Raw genomic sequence first — 18,753 nt, 5'->3', positions numbered from 1 at the left:
GCGTCCTCACATCGTGGTATTCGCTGCATTTAGCCCCCGCATTCACTGCATAAGACATGCAACGATCAACGATATGAAGCTGCCTGCTTTCTATAGATTCTATGCGAGCAACAAATTCGTTGGATTCAAATCCGCCCGTTCGAAAGGCAGCGTCTAGTTTTTCTACTTCTACACTTTGCTCGGATATCAATACAGAGAGCTGCTCACATCCTTCGGGCCCGCCAGTCTCGGCGCATGCGCACAGCCCAAGCAGAAGCATGATGAACAAGGACCTCATGGCACTGGACTCTTGGGCGGCTTAGTACCGACTATTCCAAGATTGCAAAGCCCGCCGACGATGTCCCACCACGGGACCGGGTCAACGAGCCCCAGATCTCTCTGTTCTCCGCGCAGCTCACACTCGACGGCAGCCCTTATCTTGTCGCATATCTTTAACGCATCTGGAACACAAGAAGGACTAGGGCTGTACTGGCAGCTTAGATAGATTTGCGTGCATTCGTTCTCAGCATTCTGCCTGCGCTCACTGCTATACCTTGAATAGTGATCCTCCTTTCTCTTATGCCAGTATCCACCGATACTGGCGACAAACTCACAAACCGCCTGACCAATGACCTGGCCCATCAGCCCATGCCTGTCGATCACTGACAAAGGATCTGCGTCGACGTATAAATAAGTGTTGACTCCGCCATTGAGGCCAATTGGATCGCTGGTGCCGTAGCGACCCGTAATCGACTCGTAATCTCGAAAGTAGTTGTAGTTGAGCCCGCTGCTTGCGTCATAGCGCTGCCCAGGGAACCGAAGATCGAACACGAACGCGGCGCCGTTGTTGTCCGGATCTTGATTCGGTGCGCTATCGCCGAACGCCTCATTGCCCAACTGCCACGCCCAGACGGATGTCTCTGCCACCGGATCAATCACGTTTCGCGGTGTACCCAGATGGTCAGCCTGGACGTAGTGCAGCTTGTTCGTGTCGATCACACCGATCGGCAGATCGCCTAGCCAAATGACTTCCTGGATGCGATTGCCCGTGTGGTCGTACACGCCAACCGTATGACCTGCCTCGTCGTAGCTCGCATAGGTCTGCGCGGTTGAGGTCGTGGTCGGATAACGCCGCGTCTGCTCGCCCTTGCCGTTGTAGGCATAGTTCATGACCGCACTGCCGCTTTGCTTCACCTGGCCCATGCGGTTGGCCGCGGTGTAGATGAACTCCTGTGCGGTACCACCAATAGCCGCCGTGTTGCCGACCGCGTCGTAGGTGCGGGCCGTGGCGCCGACCTGCGACAGGCGGTGATTGGTGCTCGGATAGGTGTAGACCTGCGTCGCACCGCCATCGGTCTTACTGGTGCGGTTGCCGGTGGCATCGTAGGTGTAGCCCTGCAGCAAGGCATTGGTCGTGCCGTCGCGGGCTTCGGTCAGGCGGCCGAGCTTGTCGTAGGCATAGGCGCGCAGCGGCGGTTCGGACTGGTCGCCCTTGCGCAGCTTGATCAGGTTACCGACCGCGTCGAACTCGTAGCCCAGGGACAGGCCGTCCGGGCCCACGTCTTCGATCACGCCGGGCTGGTAGTTCCGGTTGTGGGTGCGCTTGAGGCGGCGGCCGTCGCCGTACTCCAGCTCGGCCGCCGGGCCGAAGGGGTAGTAGGTGACACTGGTCAGCAGCACCTGCGGAGTCTGGCCCGGCTGGGTGACAGTGACGCCGCTGGGCTGGCCCAGGGCATTGTGGGTGTAGTCCACCCGCAGACCGCTGGGATAGGTGACCGACGACAGTTGATTGGCCAGGGTGTAGCCGTAGACCAGGGTGAACACCTGCCCATTGGTGGTCTGGACCTTGCGCACCACGTTGCCGCGGCGGTCGTAGCAGTAGCGGGTGTTTCCGCTGCCATCGTCCATGCGGGTCAGGCGACCGGCGCTGAAGGTCTCGCCGCTCTGGCAGACGGCCTGGGTGGTGTCGTAGGTGTAGCCGACGTTGAGCGCGGTGTCGCTGTAGGCGATACCCGTGACGCGGTTGAGGGCGTCGTAGCTGTAGGTGGCCGTCTCGTTGCGGGCGTCGGTCTGGGTGCTGCGGTTGCCGGCACTGTCGTAGGTATAGCCGGTAATGCCGGTGTCCGGGCTGGTCAGCTGGGTCAGGTCGCCCAGGCCGTTGTATTGGTACTGGGTGTTCAAGCCCTTGGGATCGGTGACCTGGGTCAGGCGGTCCAGCGCGTCGTATTGGAACTGGGTCTGGGCGTTGATCCCGGCGGTGTCCTGCAGGGTCTTCACCAGACGGCCCAGCGGGTCGTAGTTGTTGTCGGTGACCGTGCTTAGGGCATCAGTGACGGTATCTAGGTTGCCAGCGGCGTCGTAGACGTAGCCAGTGGCGTGGTTATAGGCGTCCTTGCCGGTGCTGAGCTGGCCGAGCTGGTTGTAGACCCGCGACAGGGTGCGCAGCAGCACCCCGCCGCTGTCCTTGGTGTCTTCCTTGGTGCGCTGGCCGGCGTTGTCCAGGGTGTAGACGATCTGGTTGCCGGCGTTGTCGGTGACCGTGGTCAGGCGGTGCGCGGCGTCGTAGCCGAACACGGTGTAGCTGCCGTCGGGCTGGGTGATCTTGTTGACCAGGCCGGTGGGCGTGTACTCGTAGCGGGTGATGGCGTCGTCGGTTTCGCTGCCGGCGTTGGGGCCGCGGACCTTTTGCGCGGTCATCCAACCGCGCGGGTGGTACTCCAGATCGGTGACGACGCCATTGGGGTCTTTGACCGACAGCGGACGACCGGCGCCGTCGTAGGCCAGGGTTTCCGTGACTTGGCCCAGCGCGTTGGTGACCTNTGACCAGGCCGGTGGGCGTGTACTCGTAGCGGGTGATGGCGTCGTCGGTTTCGCTGCCGGCGTTGGGGCCGCGGACCTTTTGCGCGGTCATCCAACCGCGCGGGTGGTACTCCAGATCGGTGACGACGCCATTGGGGTCTTTGACCGACAGCGGACGACCGGCGCCGTCGTAGGCCAGGGTTTCCGTGACTTGGCCCAGCGCGTTGGTGACCTTCCACAGGTCGCCCTTGCGGTGCGGGCAGGTGGNCAGCGGACGACCGGCGCCGTCGTAGGCCAGGGTTTCCGTGACTTGGCCCAGCGCGTTGGTGACCTTCCACAGGTCGCCCTTGCGGTGCGGGCAGGTGGCTGGAGCACTGGCGCAGATCGCGTCGTCGCTTGGGTAGTAGGTGAACTGGGTGGTGTCGGCGACGTCGGTGCGTGGGCCGTTGACCGAGGTGACCGCGCCCAGCAGCGGACAGGTGCCGGCGGTGATGTCGCCCTGCTCGCAGTAAGTGGTGGTGCTGGTACGGGTACTAGCGGGTGTCGCCGGGTCGGTGGCGGTCGACGTCAGCGCTTGGCCGCGTGCGTTATAGCTGTAATCCTTCTTGGCCAGCAAGGCGCCGTTGGCGGTGTAGGTCTGGCGCAGCGTGGGCAGGTCCAAGGCGGTGTCCCAGGCCGTGGTTTCGCTGCGAAGGCGGGTACTGGCTGCGGCCAAGACGTCGGTGGCCGGGCATTGGGCCGTAGTGGCCGCCGGGTAGTCGTAACGCGCGATTACGCGCAGCCAATCGGTGTCGTAGTACAGACAGGTCAGCAAGTCGCCGCGGCGGCGGTTAGAGACGTTCGATTTGGTGTCGTAGACGGTGCCCGCAGCGATGGTCACCCCACCTGCCCCCGACTCCACCTGCTGGCTCGGCACCCGCACGCCGAACCGGGTCTGGAACTGAAACTGGGTATTGCCACCCTGCGGCGTGGTGACGTTGACGCTGCTACCGTCGGCGCCGTAGTTGACCACGTAGCGGTCGACACCACCGGCATGTTCGGTGGTGATGGCGCGGCCGCTGCCGTCGTAGGTGAACGTGGCGTACGCCACGCCGTTGTGCGCCACTTCGGTCAGGTACCAGCTGTTGACGATCTTGACGTAGCTGTAGGACGTGACCGAGGCGCCCTGGGTGACGCTGGCCAGTTGGCCGTCGGCGTTGTAGGCGTAGACGATGGCCTGCCCGTCGGGCAGGTCGATGCGGCTGAGCTGATCGTTGACGCCGTAGGTCATCGTGGACACGCGGCCGTTGGCGTCGGTGACGGAGGCCACCCGGCCGTTGGCATCGCGCGCGTAGGACGCCACCACGCGGCCGTCGCGCAGATCGCGCTGGATCAAGCCCTGAGCGTCGTAGATTTCCTGTGCGTTGCCCGGCTTACGCAGCTCCCAGAAGCTTTGCCCGCCCACCTGATACGGAATGAGCCGGTACTGGCGCAGGTCGTCCTCGGGCTTCCATTGGCCATTGCCGTCGTGGGTGAACGCCAGCGAGCGCCCGTCCGCGCGCATCACCAGCGCCGCCTGGAACTGCGAGGGCCGCACATCGCTCACGACCAACTCGCGCGTCAGATCGGAGAACCAGGAGCCGCCATACGGGTTCGGTGAGCCGATGAAGGTGGGGAACGAGTTGTAGCTGCGCGCCAGGCTCAGCTGCGCGGTCAGCTCATCGCGCGCGCGCTCGATCTTGACGCCGCTGTTGACGGAAATGGGGTTGCCGACATCCGTGGGGCAGTGCTGGCAGGCCTTGGCGGGCGCCACCACCGACGAGTAGCGCACACAGGTGAACTGGTTCTTCAGGTAATTGTACCCAGCCGGGCACACCTGTTTGAGCGCCACGTAGTTCTGGTGGAAAACGTTGTACTGCGTCTGCCCAGTCGAGCGATCGGTCACGTCGTAATAGCACCCTATGCCGGAGGTCGGATGGGTGCCGAATCGGCCATTCGCGTAGGTGATTGGCGGTTGAGGCGAGTTCCGGGTGAGGGAGTCACCCACCAGTCGACAGGCCACGTTCGCATTCGCAAAGAGCAAGGTCTTGCCGTCAACACCGCCTTGATACATGGTGGTGGACGGCAGCGTGTGCTCCTGTGCCCCAACGTTGGCCGTTGCGCACAGCAGCAGCAGCGCGAGCGCGAAAGCCCGTGTAATCCGTGTCATCCCCAGTCCCCGAAGTGTTGCGATCAGCAGACATGATCGCGGTCGGGGCCCACGCGGCACAAGGCGCGCGGCTTGTCTATTTATGGCGGAGTGGGGTCGCCGATGCTGACCCTGCTGGGCGGCCGTGCCCGAATCGAGGACTCGGTCGCAGCGCCGGCCTTCAATCGGGTGTAGGCGGCGCTCCGGCGTGTATCGGGTGAGTAAAAAGGAAAACCGGGGTCAGAGTGGACTTTCCCTACCCAAACGGCCGACGCCCGCCTACGGATGTCCAATGGCGACTCTCGGAGACTGCACGCAGCTCGCATGGAGACGTCGCATGCCCCGCCAGCCCCGCCTCGACCTGCCGCACGTCCCTCAACACGTCGTACAGCGCGGCAATGATCGCCGCCCCTGCTTCTTCGAGGAGATCGATCGTACGCGCTATCTGAGCGAACTTAGCGATATCGCCGGGCGCATAGGTTGCGCGGTCCACGCCTATGTCCTGATGACCAATCACGTGCACCTGCTAGTGACGCCGTCCCAGACGGGTCAAGTCGGCTCGATGATGCAAGCGCTCGGCCGACGCTATGTCCGATACGTGAACGATCGATACCACCGCACCGGTACGCTTTGGGAGGGGCGTTACAAAGCCTGCCTGGTGGACAGCGACCATTACCTACTGCGGTGCTACCGCTACATCGAGCTCAACCCCGTACGGGCAGGGCTGGCGGCCACGCCTGGCCTGTATCGCTGGTCTAGCTATCACGCCAATGCGCTAGGCGAACACGCCCCACTGATCACCGCGCACCCCGCCTACCTGGCATTGGACCCGCAGACCGAACGGCGCGCACATGCGTATCGCGAGTTCGTCGAAGAAGCGCTCGACCCAGAAGAGTTGGATGTCATTCGACTGCGCCTACAAGGCCAGCACGCACTCGGCGGAGATCGCTTCCGCATCATGATCGAGGAACAACTACAGCGTCGCGCCGGACCGGCGAAGATCGGGCGGCCACGTAAGGCGTGAGCTGGCGGGGCGCTACAGATGAAAGTGCACTCTGACCCTGTTTCGAAAGTGCACTCTGACCCCTGTTTCGCTGGCGGGATCAGTGAGGAGCGGGCCTGGGTCATGGAATCAGAATCTCCGACCTGCCGTGCTTGCGCAGCCAGAAAATTCTGAATCGGATGTCAGGCTAGTGCGGAACTGTGGGTGTCCTCGATCTCCCTAGTGATCGATCCCGCACAGGAATGCTCGACGTACGCAACGCTGCACGCAATGGAACGTACCGGCTTGGCCGGGCGGGATCAGTGAGGAGCGGGCCTGGGTCATGGAACCAGAATCTCCGGCCTGCCGTGTTTGCGCAGCCAGAAAATTCTGAATCGGATGTCAGGCTAGTGCGGAACTGTGGGTGTCCTCGATCTCCCCTCGATCTCCCGGAACTGCTCGATCTCCGATCTCCGTCCTCGATCTCCGTCTTTGCCCTGCCACCAAGATGACTAGCTTGCGCTGAAACAGGAATCTTGTAGATCGCAAAGACATCGATCATAAGTCGCACTTCCGCAGCGCGTCGAAGGATAAACAGGAGTACGCCCAACGCTTTTTCATCAAACACCCAGCCTGACATAAAGTTTGGGATTTACTGTTTGCGAGGCAATGCCAGCGAAAAGCCCAAAAATAGTGAAGCAGCAGCAGTTAGATCAACCGGCCACCTTTCAACATCAGGAATCAAACGCCAACTATTGTGATCGCGAACCCAATCGCTAAATCTTCTCAGGAAATTCTCACCCAATGGAGGAGAAACAGAACAACCGCACTCATCGCAACTAGCACCACAGCGACTGAATCGCGCGTGTCGCTTTGCTGTTTCACGCAAAGCATTAATCGTTCTCTCATACCCCTCAGCGTCAGCCGAAACCCGATGGAACCGACACAGTGGCTCACCGGACTTCAAGCATACATAGCTCGACACATCAGAATGGACAGATTCAAACGAGGAAATTCTCTCGTCATCCATGCCAACACTTTCCGCCCATCTGCAAATCAACGGCCAGGGGACTATGTTCTCTAGCTCACGGCTATTTAATACGAAGAGCTCATTTCTCCAGCCTTCAGTCCAAACCCTTCTACAACCACGCGCAGTACTGCCCTCTGCGCCAAGCACTGCAGAGCGATCAGAGTCCAATATACACAAGAAAACTGGGCCAGGTCTTGCCAGAAGCCTCGACAGAACCGTTGATGTTGAAGCGCCGCCCCCCGCATGAGAACGCGAAGAAAGCACAAAACCCGGAAAGTTTTTTCGTGCCATAAATTCCGCGAATGCGGAGTAGATTTCGTAATCAGTGTCGTTTTCGCAAACGACGCTACATGGCTCCGAGTATTCTGACTGCGCGAAGAGGGACAATGGCACCCGCCATCCGCCTCCATAACTTATTGGAGCGAAAGCCCCAATTGAGGCAATTACATTTCTGACGCCATTAATGGCCGCGCCCAACTGCGTATACTCTTCGGCGATCCTTCTAAAATATACGCGCGCTCTCAAAGACAACGCCTCGAAATTCGCGAGATGGGCCATTAGAGGTCTAGGCCCAACAACCACGTGGCGCCCCTTGTAACCGGCCTCCCCCAACTCCAAAATGGCGTCGACAATAACTGCAGGCGTATTTTCGCAGCAATCCGCGGCGGCGGCATCAATCCAAATAATCATCGCCGATCGTCCGGCGTAAAGAAGCCAACAGGCCAATTAGCAGTTAGCACGCCATCCTTATCAAAACCCACTGACTCTGCGGTAGAACTTCCATTGCCGTCTTCACTTACTACAATCACTTGAATATCGTCTGGATCAATTTTCCCTTGAGAAACTAGCGACCCCAGTCTATTTACAAAATGATCGCTATGAGTCTCAATCAACACTCGTCCGCGAGCAAAAGTGTTCCTATTGGACGAAATGGCAGCAATTACATCAGCAAGCATCGCCTGATATTGCGGATGAAGATGAAGCTCCGGCTGCTCCATCGCAACAACAGCGCCACGAGCAGGCGTGGAAAACTTCACTCTCCATAACTGTAATATTATCGGTAAAAGCTGTGAATAGCCGAATCCGAGATCCGCCATATTTCTCGGGACGTGATCACCATCTGATATTTTAATCTGAACGTGCCCCGTCCCCGTCTCAACAGATACTGCGAATCCGAAATTTTCTTTCGTCCACAACTGCAAATTTTTCATCACAGTGTCAGGCAGTGAACTCAGAAACATCGCTATGTTCGTGCCACGAGAATCTATTTCATCAACAGCGAGATCCTGCTCCCGATAGTAGCGCTCAGCGGTCGCGCGAATTGGCTCGAGATATCTTATGCTTCGCGCGAACTGCGAAATTTCCTCGTCGACAGCTTTTACAATGGAGAGGGCAGAATTTATCATCACAGCCCTGCGGAGCGCTGATACCTCAACGGATTCCGCGCCCAAAATTTCTAGCCGTGACCGCAAGCTTGGAATACTGCTGGATGCTTCCACCAGAGTTTTAAAGAAAACTGAGCTCTTATTGTAGGAAAGTCGCCCAGCGAGAGTGGTCAACTTTTCAACACTGGTATTTCCATGCGCAATCGACGCCAACGCCTCCACTATTTCGTCTACAAAAGGACTATCCGACTCTTCCCAGGAGTATTCGATGTTCCCCTCATCATCCTCGTACTCCTCTTGTTGCAGGACTGCCATGAGGGGAATAATTTCACCACGATCTACACCCCATGCTCTGTCTGAGCTTAGCTGAACACTCTCCCCCATGATGGATACTAATTTAACCTTGTCATTTGAACCATATTCGATAACCATCTCATCCTGATCACAAGCAACGTGAACGGATCGAACCTGGCCCACTTTGTCATCAGCAGATCGCCCTAGAACCAACGAGGCTTTCACGCTGAGCTGAGACCTTAACGCTAGAGATGCCAGCCTGTTAGCGACTTGGTATTTTGGACTAAATCCTCTTCTGGTATATATTCTTAAATCAAACTCCAGTGACACCCCCCTTTCCGTGTCGCCATCGCGAGCAGCATTCTTAAAATCACCGAAATCCACCAGGCGCCCATACCAAAGAAGCGGCCCCTTGGTCGGCTGCTCCACGCTTTGCCTCAATAATGGCAGAAGCCTTAGTATCGTGCTTTTGCCGGAGCTATTTCGCCCGACCAAGACATTGATTTTTCTTAGTTGTATAACACCAGAATCCTCTATCGCTCGAAGATTCTTAATGCGGAATGATGTAATCACTCTAGCCGCCCCAACGTCAGATATGCGAGTACCCACCAAGTAGAGAGTGAAGCATGCGAACGCCATTGCCCACTCCCATACACCCTAATCGACGGCACTGAGAAAACGCCAGCCTGCTCCTATGAAGACACTTCGTCCTAGGCCTGATCCTACTTACCGCATGCTGCCACCAAATATATGCTCGATCTTTTTTGCGGGGACACAGGTGCAAGCTGCGAATCGGCAGATTTTAAGTGTAGCCCTGGAGAAGCGCCCCGGATTTTGCGATGGCTCATTTCTCCGAATGCAGGCGGGCACACGCCCTAGCCTCTCTCGCACTTCCATACCGGCTCTTTGCGCTCTGCCGTCTGCTTATGACTAGCCACTGAAGCGCGGGCGGCTCGACAGCGCCCCATTGATACGGCGCTTAGTGCTGGAGCGTGGTTTGTCTGGATCGCTCGCCTCCTCTTACGGTACTCGCACAGCGTCACTCGATGTCGAGGGTGAGAAATTCGGCCTGCAATGTGGTTGTATCGACATTGGCCGTAATCACGGCATCTGAATTGGCGGTGGTGCCAGTGTCGGTGCCCCCATTGATGCCTGCATAGACATAGATAAAACGTATCGCCAACGTCCAGGTTCCGAACCTCGAAGGTGTTGTTAACCACCACACTCTGCAGCGGCACACCGTTCTTGCTGACGATGAAGGTCACCGGGCTCACGTAGGTCTTCTGAAACTGCAGGTGGCTGGAACTGCTGCTGGGCATCTGCGCCACGGTGAGCTCGTAGATGCCTTGCGAAGCCAACTGCAGCACTTGGGCCAGGAAGCCGGTGCCGCCGGTCACGTCCATCGGCGCGACGGTATAGACGTTACCGTCGATCACCGTAGTGGCCGTGATTTGGTAGCTACTCGTGGTGGGAACGGCCACCTGCGCCTTGGGCGCGATACCCGGGATAAGCGCGATCACCTGGCGGCTGTTGAGCACCACGAGCTGGCAGGTATAGGCGGTAGTGTTGCGTAGGGTTAGAAGGCTCATGGGGCATCCTGTGCGGTGTAGGCGGCGATGGCGGGCCGCATTCCCCGCCGCCCGTCGCGCCTGCGCCCCCTCAATCAATTTCAAGCGTGAAGTACCCCTGCTCCAACGTGCTGGTATCGGAAATCGCCGTCACCGTCGCATTGGGATTGACCGTGCTGAACGTGTCCGTGGTAACCCCGTTCACCACCGCATAAACATAGAACGTGTCGCTGATATCCACCGTTTCCATCGTGAAGCTATCGGCCACCACCACCGCCTGCATGGCCACCCCATCCTTTTCGATGGTGAAGGTGACCGGCGCGATGGTGGTCTTTTGGAATTGCATCTGGTCGGGGCGGGTGCTGTAGCCCTGCACTACTTCGAACTCGTAGGTGCCTTGCTCGCGCACTTGCCGCACTTGGGCCAGGAAGCTGACGGCGCCGGTCACGTCCATCGGGGCGGAGGTGTAGGTGTTGCCGTCGATGATGGTCATGGCGGTGACCTGGTAGCTGTCTGCGGTGGGCACCGTCATCTGCGCTTCGGGCGCGATACCGGGCAGGCGCGCGATGATCTGGCCACCTTTGCGCACCACGAACTGGGCGATGTACTGGGTGGTGTTGCGTAGGGTGATGGGCATGGGGCGTCCTGAGGGATGAGTGGTGTGTAAGGGCGGTGGCGCTTTGCGCCGATAGACGTCAGGTACGCGTCGCCGGCCGGTGACCGGCGCGTGGGCCGCAGCGGTGGACGGCGCGGCGGTGCGGTGTTCGGCGTCGTGCGGGGGGCGATGGATGCGGGAACCGGTGCGGCGCGCGCGGGCCGCGCAGCCGTTGGCCGAACGCGTGGCGGGCTGTCCAGCCCGACCGTTGAGGCGCATGAGCATCGATCCCCTCCCTAGATTCGATGACGGCGTGCCGCCCGGCCGCGTGGAGCCGGGTTGCGATGGTGTATGCCGGTGTTACCCCTAGTGCCGCATGCTGCTACGAAATGTGCGCGCGATCAAATTTCGGCGGGCGCCGGCCGGCGGGTGGGCTTCGGCCATCCCCCACCTAAGGGGACGGCGTGCCATTAGAGAGGCGGCGGGCCGCCTCTCTATTTGCTTGCGGGGGCTGGGGTGGCACGGTGTGTGGGTGTCTAATCGCGGCTTACGCCGCTCCCACAGGAAGCAGGAGGGTGACCGGCGGCGGGGCCGGGGCCACCCTGGGTGCGACGACGGGGCGCAAGGCGGGCGGGGCCCGCCCTGCGCGTTGGGTCGGCTCACCAGACTTCGCAGCGGTCCTTCGCGGGGCGCACCATCGGTGCGTCGGCCTTGCACTGGAAGGCCTGCTGGAACGCGGGCAGGTTCGAGAGCGGGCCGTTGACGCGGTACTTGGCGATGGGGTGTGGGTCGCCCTGGATCATGCTGCGCTGGGTTTCTAGGCGGGTTTCGTCGCCGCGCCATTGGCCCCAGGCGATGAAGAACTGCTGTTCGGGGGTGAAGCCGTCCAGGGTGGGTTCGGGGCCTTTGCCTTCGCGCGACTTCAGGTAACCGCGGTAGGCGAGCTTGGCGCCGGCCAGGTCGCCGATGGATTCGCCCAGCACCAGCTTGCCGTTGTGGTGGACGCCGGGTTCGATGAAGTAACCCTCGAACTGATCGACCACGCATTGGCCCTTGGCGGCGAACTGTTTGCCGTCGGCGGGCGTCCACCAGTTGGCCAGGCGGCCCTGCGCGTCGAACTGGGCGCCCTGGTCGTCGAAGCCGTGGCTGATCTCGTGGCCGATGACCACGCCGATGGCACCGTAGTTGACGGCGTCGGTGGCGGTGACGTCGAACGCGGGCGGCTGCAGGATGCCGGCCGGGAAGACGATCTCGTTCTGCAGGGGGTTGTAGTAGGCGTTGGAGGTGGGCGGGGTCATGCCCCAGCGCGTGCGGTCGGTGGGCTTACCGATCTGGCTGCGGCCGTCGGTGACGTTCCAGCGTTGCGCGGCAACGAGGTTATCCCAGGCCGAAGCACGGCTGACGACCACGCCTTTGTAGTCCTTGAACTTGTCCGGGTAGCCCAGCTTGGGGAAGAAGGTGGCGCGCTTTTCCAGGGCCTTTTGCTTGGTGGCGTCGTCCATCCAGTCGAGTTCGCGGATGGTGTCGTCCATGGCCAGCAGGATGTTCTTGACCATCTCCTGCATGCGCGCCTTGGCTTCGGGCGGGAAGTATTTTTCGACGTACTTCTGGCCCAGCGCTTCGCCCAGCTGGTTGTCGGTGAGCTCGGCGCAGCGCTTCCAGCGCGGTTTGATCTCGGTGGCGCCGGTGAGGAACTTGCCGTTGAAGGCGAAGTTTTCCTCGACGAACGGGGTGGACAGGGAGTCAGCGGCGTAGTTGAGCAGTTGCCACTCCAGGTAGGTTTGCCATTGCGCGACCGAGGTGGTGGCCAGCTCCTTTTCGAACTGGCGCAGGAACTTGGGCTGGGTCACGTTGACGGCGTTGCGCGGGATGCCGGCGGCGTCGAAGTAGCGGCCCCAGTCGAAGCTGGGCGCGAGCTTGGCCAGGTCGGCAAAGGCGGTGGTGTTGTCCTGCAGTTTCGGGTCGCGCAGTTGCACGTTGTCCAACGACGCTTCGGCCAGGCGTTTTTCGAAGTCGAACACGACCTGGGCGTTCTGCTTGGCCTGCTCCACCGGCAAGCCGGCCAGCTCGAACAGCTTGGCCACGTGCACGAGGTACTTGGCGCGCGCTTCGACGAAACGCGGCTCCGGTTTCAGGTAGTAGTCGCGGTCGGGCATGCCCAGGCCGCCGGCGTAGAGGTGGGCGATGGTGCGCGAGGGCTGGTGCAGGTCCTCGCCGGCGAATACTCCGAAGGGCACGGGCACGCCGACGTCGTGCAGCTTGCCGATCATGCGCTGCACGCCGTCCTTGCCGCTGAGGCTGCTGATCTCGTCCATCCAGGGCTGGATCGGCTGGCTGCCCAGCGCGTCGATGCGGGATTCGTCCATGCAGGCGGCATAGAAGTCGCCGGCCAGCTGGCCGGCGCTGCCCTTGGGCCAGTCGGTGCGCGCGGACAGTTCGGTGAGGATGTCGCGCACGTGTTCCTTGTTGACCTCGCCGGATTGCCAGCGCCGGCTCCAGCGGTCCATGTAGGCCGGGATGGGGTTCTGTTTGCGCCAGGCGCCGTTGGCGTAGTCGAAGAAGTCGGTACAGGGGTCGCCGGCGCGGTTGATGTCGGCGGGCTGGATGCCGTGCACGGCGCCTGCGGAGGCGGTGGTGGAGGCGGCGAGCAATACGACGAGCGGAAGGCTGGACCTGATCACGGCAACGTCCCTGCTGGAAGGTAGGGCCACTATAGCCAGGGGCTGGAGAGGGGCCCGTCCCAGAAGTCCTGGCTGGGGTGGCCTTGCTGTGGATAGGTGCGGCGTGGGGCGGGAGCCGGGCCTGCGGAGGCCTGCGTCGGCATATGGAGTTGGCGGTCGCGGCTTACGCCGCTCCTACCCCAAAGCTGCGAGCTGGGAATGGCGCTGTGTGGGGTGACGGGTCGCGGCTTGCGCCGCCCCTACAGGGAGCACGGGAAGCGGCCTCGTCTGGGCTGGCTTCTCGCTTAAGCTCGTGGCGTTCCGGGCCGCGCCTACTGGCTGCCGCTGTCGACAGGTAAGGCTACGCAGGCAGCCGTTTGCGTGGATGCATACAACAGGGGAATGAGATGAATCGATACTTGAGTAGCCGCGGTCTGGCGGTGATGGCGGCGGTTGGGCTGTGCGCGCTGACGGGTTATGCGTCGGCGGGACGGGACGCCGAGGCTGGCGTTCCGATGTCGGAGCGTGTGACCAAGGTCGGCGTGGGTGCCGCAGTCGCGGCGCGCCCGGACGGCTGGCCTGAGGCAGTGCCGCTGCCGGAGGGCGTGCAGATCGACGGTGCGCGTTGCGCGAATCGCTACTGCACCTTGTGGTTCGGCCTGATGAATTACGACCAGATGGTCGCGCTGCGACGCGATTACGTTGCGCTGATTAACGACAGCAAGCAATGGGAGCGGTTAGGCGTGGACTACGGCCCGTTCGAACCCCATGCCTACCGCTATACCGGCACGATGCCGGCCGGCGGTTGCGGGTACACGGTGGAGATGCGCAGCGGGTCGATCTCGGGCGATGCGTTGCATCGGTTCCGCGTGCATTTGACGGTGACCTGGTAGTTGGACCCGTCGGGGTAGGAGCGGCGTCCGCTGGAGATTTCCTTCGGCCAGTAGCTGCGATCGCGTGGACTCGGAATCGCCGCGCCAACCACGTGCCAGCCAATTATGGCCTACGTCGCTCCCACAGGAAACTGGCAGGCACGGTTGCATCTGCATGTGGGCGCGCGCGGTCGCGGCTTGCGCCGCTCCTACAGGGGGCGGCTGCGAAGGGTGTTTGGCCTTGGGGTGGGAGCGGCGTGAGCCGCGACCTGGCCTCCGAGCTGGCGCCGTCGTCGAAATAGCGCGGTCGCGGCTTACGCCGCTCCTACCCCACAGCGGAGTATCGCGGATGCCGGGACGCTCGCTCACGAGCGTCCCGGGTGCGACGCGTGGGCTTACTTCACGTAGATCGAGGTGATGTGCGAGCCCAGCGCGGTGCCGTTGAGGCTGGTCATCGCGCCGTTCTTCCAGATCACCGCCTTGGCGTACTGGTTGAGGATGTTGTTGGTGCTGCCGCCGACGTAGACGTCGTTGCCGTGCACGAACACCGAGGTGGCGATGGCGCTTTCGCTCTCCTCCGACAAGTCGACGCCGGATTGGTTGATCCACAGCTTGGCCACGTACTTGCCGCTGGGGCGCAGCTCCCAGCCGACAGCGTAGATGCGGGTACCGACGATCTGCATGTCGGTCACGCGCGAGGTCATGCCTGCCTTGCCCAGGATCACGCCGTAGAAGATGCCCGGCGAGCCGGTGCCCGCGGAGACCGAGCCCAGCGACAGGGCGCGGTAGATGTACCCGGCGCGGTAGACCGTTTCGTTCGCGTAGGGCGCGAGCGCGCCGCCGACGTAGAGCTGGGTGGTGGTGGTGGTGACGGTCTCCGGGTACGGCATCGGTGTGTACAGCACCTCGGTGCCGTTGACCCACAAGGCCCCGCTTCCGAACGCGCCCGGGGTCGCCGGGTGGCTCTCTTGGGTGAACGCATGGGTGCCGATGACGTAGGTGTTGCCATTGCGCACGGTCATGCGCGTGCCCATGCCGCGATAGGCGCTGGGGTTGATCGGCAGCAACGTCATCTGGCCGTTCTTCCAGTACACCGGCTTCATGTCGGCGAAGTTGGGCTGGGGACCGGCGATGCTGCTGAACTTCGCGTCGGTGTAGCCGGCGGTGTAGATATTGCCGTTGTCGATGAACAAGCCCTTGGCGCCGGCGAACTGGTTGACGTAGGTGCTGGAGATGCTGGGGATCTGACTGTGGATCTCGCCGTTCTTCCAGACCATGGCGGAGGAGTCGGCAGCGGCGGCGTTGTTGGTGGTGATGTTGGCGGTGCCGGCCACGTAGATGTCGGGCTCGCCGGTCATGAAGTTGTCGACCACGACCACGTCGTTGGCCTCCTTGGCGCCGGTGTTGTAGGCGTTGACCAACGGCGGCAGGTCGGTGCGCACGCCGTCCACCCACATCGCGGCTTGCCAGTTCGGCAGGTAGGCGACGCCGACGGCGTAGACCTTGGGCGTGTCGACGGGGTCGCAGGGGTTGCAGGGCTCCAATGCGAGAGCCGGCAGGGAGAGCGCGGACAGCAGCAGGGACGCCAGCAGGTGCGGCTTGAGCTTGTTCATGGGTTGCCTGGATTCCTTGGTGGGCAGACGCCGCAGTCATTGCGGCGTGCTGTTTCCTCAGACGGGGGGACAGGCGGGGATATGACAAGGGCGGCGGCGCGGGTTGCGGATTTGTGGGATGGGTTGCAGAACGCGGGATGGGGGCTTGCGTTGGTGTGGGAGGGCAATAGGGGGCTGTGTGGCTCTGCGGGTGGAGCAAGAGCAAATCCCCCTTAATCCCCCTTTTTCAAAGGGGGAGACTGGGTTGGGGAATACATCGAGGGGCTGGGGTTAGCCGCGCCAGTTGGCGTGGGTGCGCCAGAACTCGACGCTGCGTTGGTAGGCGGCGCGGTCCAGCGTTACGCCGGAGCCGCCTTCCTCCACGCCGAGGGCGTTGCGCATCATGGTGATGGGCGCCATCGGGGTTTCGACGGGTTCGGCGGTGTACATGCAGCCGACCACGCCCCAGTCGGCGTCGGTATGAGTGCCCTCTTTCGCCAACTGCTCGCGGCTGTAGAGGATGACGATGAGGTAGTCAGCCACGGGCGGGTCCAGGCCTTCGAACCAGCGCACCAGCACGGGCAGTTCGTCCTTGGTGCGTGCGTCGTAATCGGTGCGCAGCAGGTGGCGGTTAGCCTCGGTGATGGGCACGGCCAGGCAGCGTGTCGAGGTCCAGTTGCGGTGCACGTGCAGCTTGCAGAACGGCGCGTAGCCGTCCAGGACCTGCAGCGGCGCGACCTCGTTGAGGTGGCGCTCGAACTGCTCGGGCGTGCAGTCCTGGATGGTGTTGCGGCGCGGTTCGCGCGGGAACAGGCGCGGGCGGGCGAAGTCGGTGAGGACGATGGTCATGGGCGCATTATCGGGCAGCCGGGGTCAGGGACGCGCCGGTGACCCGGCGACTGGCGGCCGCCGTGCTTCGCTGAGATCCGCTCGGAGCGCGGCCTAAGCGCTGGGATCGCACTCAAGCCGAGCGAGCGACCGCGTTCAGGGCCCGGCTGCCGCGCTATTTTGGCGAATAAATCACCGCAGCCCGCTTTTCCCGTACCCTTTGCCACCGTTTCGGCATGCAACACGGACCTGTCCTTGAACACCAACGCTGCACCTACCCCGCCCCTCTCGCCGGCCTGCGACACCGAAGCCGGCCTGTCCGGCGATCGTCTGCAGGCCACCCTGGCGCTGCTGGAAGCGATCATCGCCGACCGTAGCCTGCTCGATGCGCTGCCCGCGGACGAACGCGAGCGCCTGATGCAGGCGATCGCGCTGGTTCACCATCCCGAGCCGCGGGCGCGGCGACGCAAGTCCAAGGATCAGGCGCGCGAACGGGCGCAGGAGAAAGCCCGCGCGACCGAGGCGCTGTTGGATCAGACAGGCATCCGCACCCTGCGCCGCAAGCCGGTGTTCACCACGCCCAACTATTTCCCGCCGCAGGCCCCCGGCCTGCACGACCCCAGCAACCGTGCGACCGATCCGGTGGGCCATAATGAGTCGCCGGAACTGCTGCATTGCTATGTGTGCAAGCAGAAATACACGCGCATCCATCACTTCTACGATCAGCTGTGCCCGCCCTGCGCGGAACTGAATTTCTTCAAGCGCACCGAAACCGCCGACCTGCGCGGACGCGTGGCGCTGCTGACCGGCGGGCGCGTCAAGATCGGCTACCAGGCCGGTTTGAAATTGCTGCGCGCGGGCGCGTCCCTGATCGTGACCACCCGCTTCCCGCGCGATTCGGCCGCGCGCTACGCCGCCGAGCCGGATTTCGGCGAATGGCGCGATCGGCTGGAAGTGTTCGGACTGGACCTGCGCCACACCCCCAGCGTGGAAGCGTTCTGCACGCAGCTGCTGGCCACGCGCGAGCGCCTGGACTTCATCATCAACAATGCCTGCCAGACCGTGCGCCGCCCACCGGCGTTCTATGCGCACATGATGGCCGGCGAGACCGCCGCCTTGCAGACCCTGCCCGAGCACGTGCGCAAGTTGATCGGCCAGTACCAGGGCCTGCGCAGCAGCGACTTGTTGCCAGGCGCCGAGGCGACCGCGCTGCAAGCCAGCCGCTCCGACCTGGGCGCGATGGGCCTCGCCCGTGCCGCCGAGCTCTCGCAAGTACCGCTACTGCCCGATGAGCTGCTCGGTCAGACCCACCTGTTCCCCGAAGGCCGACTCGACCAGGATTTGCAGCAGGTCGATCTGCGCGGGCGCAATTCATGGCGCCTGCAGATGGACGAAGTGCCGTCGGTGGAGCTGCTGGAGACACAACTGGTCAACGCAGTCGCGCCCTTCATCGTCAACGCGCGCCTGAAGCCGCTGATGCTGCGCACGCCCGATGGCGCACCTGTCGCGCGCGACAAACACATCGTCAATGTCTCCGCCGTCGAAGGCCAGTTCTACCGCAACTTCAAGACCACCAAGCATCCGCACACCAACATGGCCAAGGCCGCGCTCAACATGATGACGCGCACCGCGGCCGCCGATTATCACGGCGACGGCATCCACATGAACAGCGTCGACACCGGCTGGGTGACCGACGAGGACCCGGTCGAAATCGCCGCGCGAAAAATCGTCGAGGAACGCTTCCATCCGCCGCTGGACATCGTCGATGGCGCCGCGCGGATCGTCGACCCGATCATCCACGGGTTCAACACCGGTGAGCATGTGTGGGGGCAGTTCCTGAAGGACTACGCGCCGACGGATTGGTGAGCCTTATCGCGTAAGCGAAGGCGGCTAGGTGCGATGACGGCGCGTTATCCGGCATGCGCGCGCCGGCGGGTCGGCGCCGGCGTGCGGTCCACGTTCAAGCCGGGGTTCCGCCGCGTGGCGACGGAACCCGGCCCAG

Annotated in this window: 10 protein-coding genes and 2 pseudogenes; 3 read left to right on the top strand and 9 right to left on the bottom strand. The window is 62.3% G+C overall.

Features of this window, described 5'->3' with window-relative positions; genetic code table 11:
- Window positions 1-621 precede the first annotated feature (621 nt).
- The 3 genes and pseudogenes from ASE35_RS03230 to ASE35_RS21855 all read right to left on the bottom strand — a co-directional run.
- A pseudogene (locus tag ASE35_RS03230) lies at window positions 622-2,798 on the bottom strand (RHS repeat-associated core domain-containing protein); the annotation flags it as partial.
- 1 nt (window position 2,799) lies between these two features.
- Window positions 2,800-3,019, bottom strand: a 220-nt coding sequence (locus ASE35_RS21860; protein ID WP_343123516.1) for an RHS repeat domain-containing protein, incomplete at its 3' end; no start/stop codon positions are given.
- A 27-nt stretch (window positions 3,020-3,046) separates the two neighbouring features.
- Window positions 3,047-4,702: pseudogene (locus tag ASE35_RS21855) on the bottom strand (hypothetical protein); the annotation flags it as partial.
- 580 nt (window positions 4,703-5,282) lie between these two features.
- Between ASE35_RS21855 and ASE35_RS03225 the strand changes: the two are divergent.
- The gene (locus ASE35_RS03225) at window positions 5,283-5,969 is read left to right on the top strand and encodes a transposase (protein ID WP_057162942.1); all 687 of its coding nucleotides are present in this window, start codon (window positions 5,283-5,285) and stop codon (window positions 5,967-5,969) included.
- Between the two features lie 1,674 nt (window positions 5,970-7,643).
- Here the strand turns inward: ASE35_RS03225 and ASE35_RS20550 are convergent.
- The 4 genes from ASE35_RS20550 to ASE35_RS03210 form a co-directional block, all read right to left on the bottom strand.
- Window positions 7,644-9,275: a DUF3696 domain-containing protein gene (locus ASE35_RS20550; protein WP_082611087.1), complete on the bottom strand. Its 1,632-nt coding sequence runs from the start codon at window positions 9,273-9,275 to the stop codon at window positions 7,644-7,646.
- Window positions 9,276-9,511: 236 nt separating this feature from the next.
- Complete coding sequence (locus ASE35_RS03220) at window positions 9,512-10,225, bottom strand: hypothetical protein (protein ID WP_057162941.1); 714 nt, start codon at window positions 10,223-10,225, stop codon at window positions 9,512-9,514.
- 70 nt (window positions 10,226-10,295) lie between these two features.
- Window positions 10,296-10,841 (bottom strand): hypothetical protein, encoded by a 546-nt coding sequence (locus tag ASE35_RS03215; protein ID WP_057162940.1) that lies wholly within the window; start codon window positions 10,839-10,841, stop codon window positions 10,296-10,298.
- A gap of 617 nt (window positions 10,842-11,458) precedes the next feature.
- Entirely contained in the window at window positions 11,459-13,480 is a 2,022-nt protein-coding gene (locus ASE35_RS03210) for a M13 family metallopeptidase (RefSeq protein ID WP_157489237.1), read from the bottom strand.
- Window positions 13,481-13,866: 386 nt separating this feature from the next.
- On the opposite strand from ASE35_RS03210, the gene ASE35_RS03205 reads away from it, so the two are divergent.
- Window positions 13,867-14,352 carry a hypothetical protein gene (locus tag ASE35_RS03205; protein ID WP_157489236.1) on the top strand — a complete coding sequence of 162 codons (486 nt, stop codon included), beginning with the start codon at window positions 13,867-13,869 and terminating at the stop codon, window positions 14,350-14,352.
- A gap of 374 nt (window positions 14,353-14,726) precedes the next feature.
- On the opposite strand, the gene ASE35_RS03200 is transcribed toward ASE35_RS03205, so the two are convergent.
- Both ASE35_RS03200 and ASE35_RS03195 read right to left on the bottom strand, forming a co-directional pair.
- Window positions 14,727-15,944 carry a hypothetical protein gene (locus ASE35_RS03200; protein WP_057162938.1) on the bottom strand — a complete coding sequence of 406 codons (1,218 nt, stop codon included), beginning with the start codon at window positions 15,942-15,944 and terminating at the stop codon, window positions 14,727-14,729.
- 270 nt (window positions 15,945-16,214) lie between these two features.
- The gene (locus ASE35_RS03195) at window positions 16,215-16,772 is read right to left on the bottom strand and encodes a DUF3228 family protein (protein ID WP_056173936.1); all 558 of its coding nucleotides are present in this window, start codon (window positions 16,770-16,772) and stop codon (window positions 16,215-16,217) included.
- Between the two features lie 294 nt (window positions 16,773-17,066).
- On the opposite strand from ASE35_RS03195, the gene ASE35_RS03190 reads away from it, so the two are divergent.
- Window positions 17,067-18,617 (top strand): SDR family oxidoreductase, encoded by a 1,551-nt coding sequence (locus ASE35_RS03190; protein ID WP_235570013.1) that lies wholly within the window; start codon window positions 17,067-17,069, stop codon window positions 18,615-18,617.
- The last annotated feature ends 136 nt before the right edge of the window (window positions 18,618-18,753 follow it).

Source organism: Lysobacter sp. Root916 (assembly GCF_001429785.1).
GTDB lineage: Bacteria > Pseudomonadota > Gammaproteobacteria > Xanthomonadales > Xanthomonadaceae > Lysobacter.
The sequence above is the reverse complement of the archived record's forward strand: the minus strand, read 5'-3'. Positions and strand labels throughout refer to the sequence as shown.

Bases quoted from the DNA above. Each gene is read 5' to 3' on its own strand.
- ASE35_RS03225 (WP_057162942.1), top strand. From the start codon at position 5,283: ATGCCCCGCCAGCCCCGCCTCGACCTGCCGCACGTCCCTCAACACGTC.
- ASE35_RS20550 (WP_082611087.1), bottom strand. From the start codon at position 9,275: ATGGCGTTCGCATGCTTCACTCTCTACTTGGTGGGTACTCGCATATCT.
- ASE35_RS03220 (WP_057162941.1), bottom strand. From the start codon at position 10,225: ATGAGCCTTCTAACCCTACGCAACACTACCGCCTATACCTGCCAGCTC.
- ASE35_RS03215 (WP_057162940.1), bottom strand. From the start codon at position 10,841: ATGCCCATCACCCTACGCAACACCACCCAGTACATCGCCCAGTTCGTG.
- ASE35_RS03205 (WP_157489236.1), top strand. From the start codon at position 13,867: ATGAATCGATACTTGAGTAGCCGCGGTCTGGCGGTGATGGCGGCGGTT.
- ASE35_RS03200 (WP_057162938.1), bottom strand. From the start codon at position 15,944: ATGAACAAGCTCAAGCCGCACCTGCTGGCGTCCCTGCTGCTGTCCGCG.
- ASE35_RS03195 (WP_056173936.1), bottom strand. From the start codon at position 16,772: ATGACCATCGTCCTCACCGACTTCGCCCGCCCGCGCCTGTTCCCGCGC.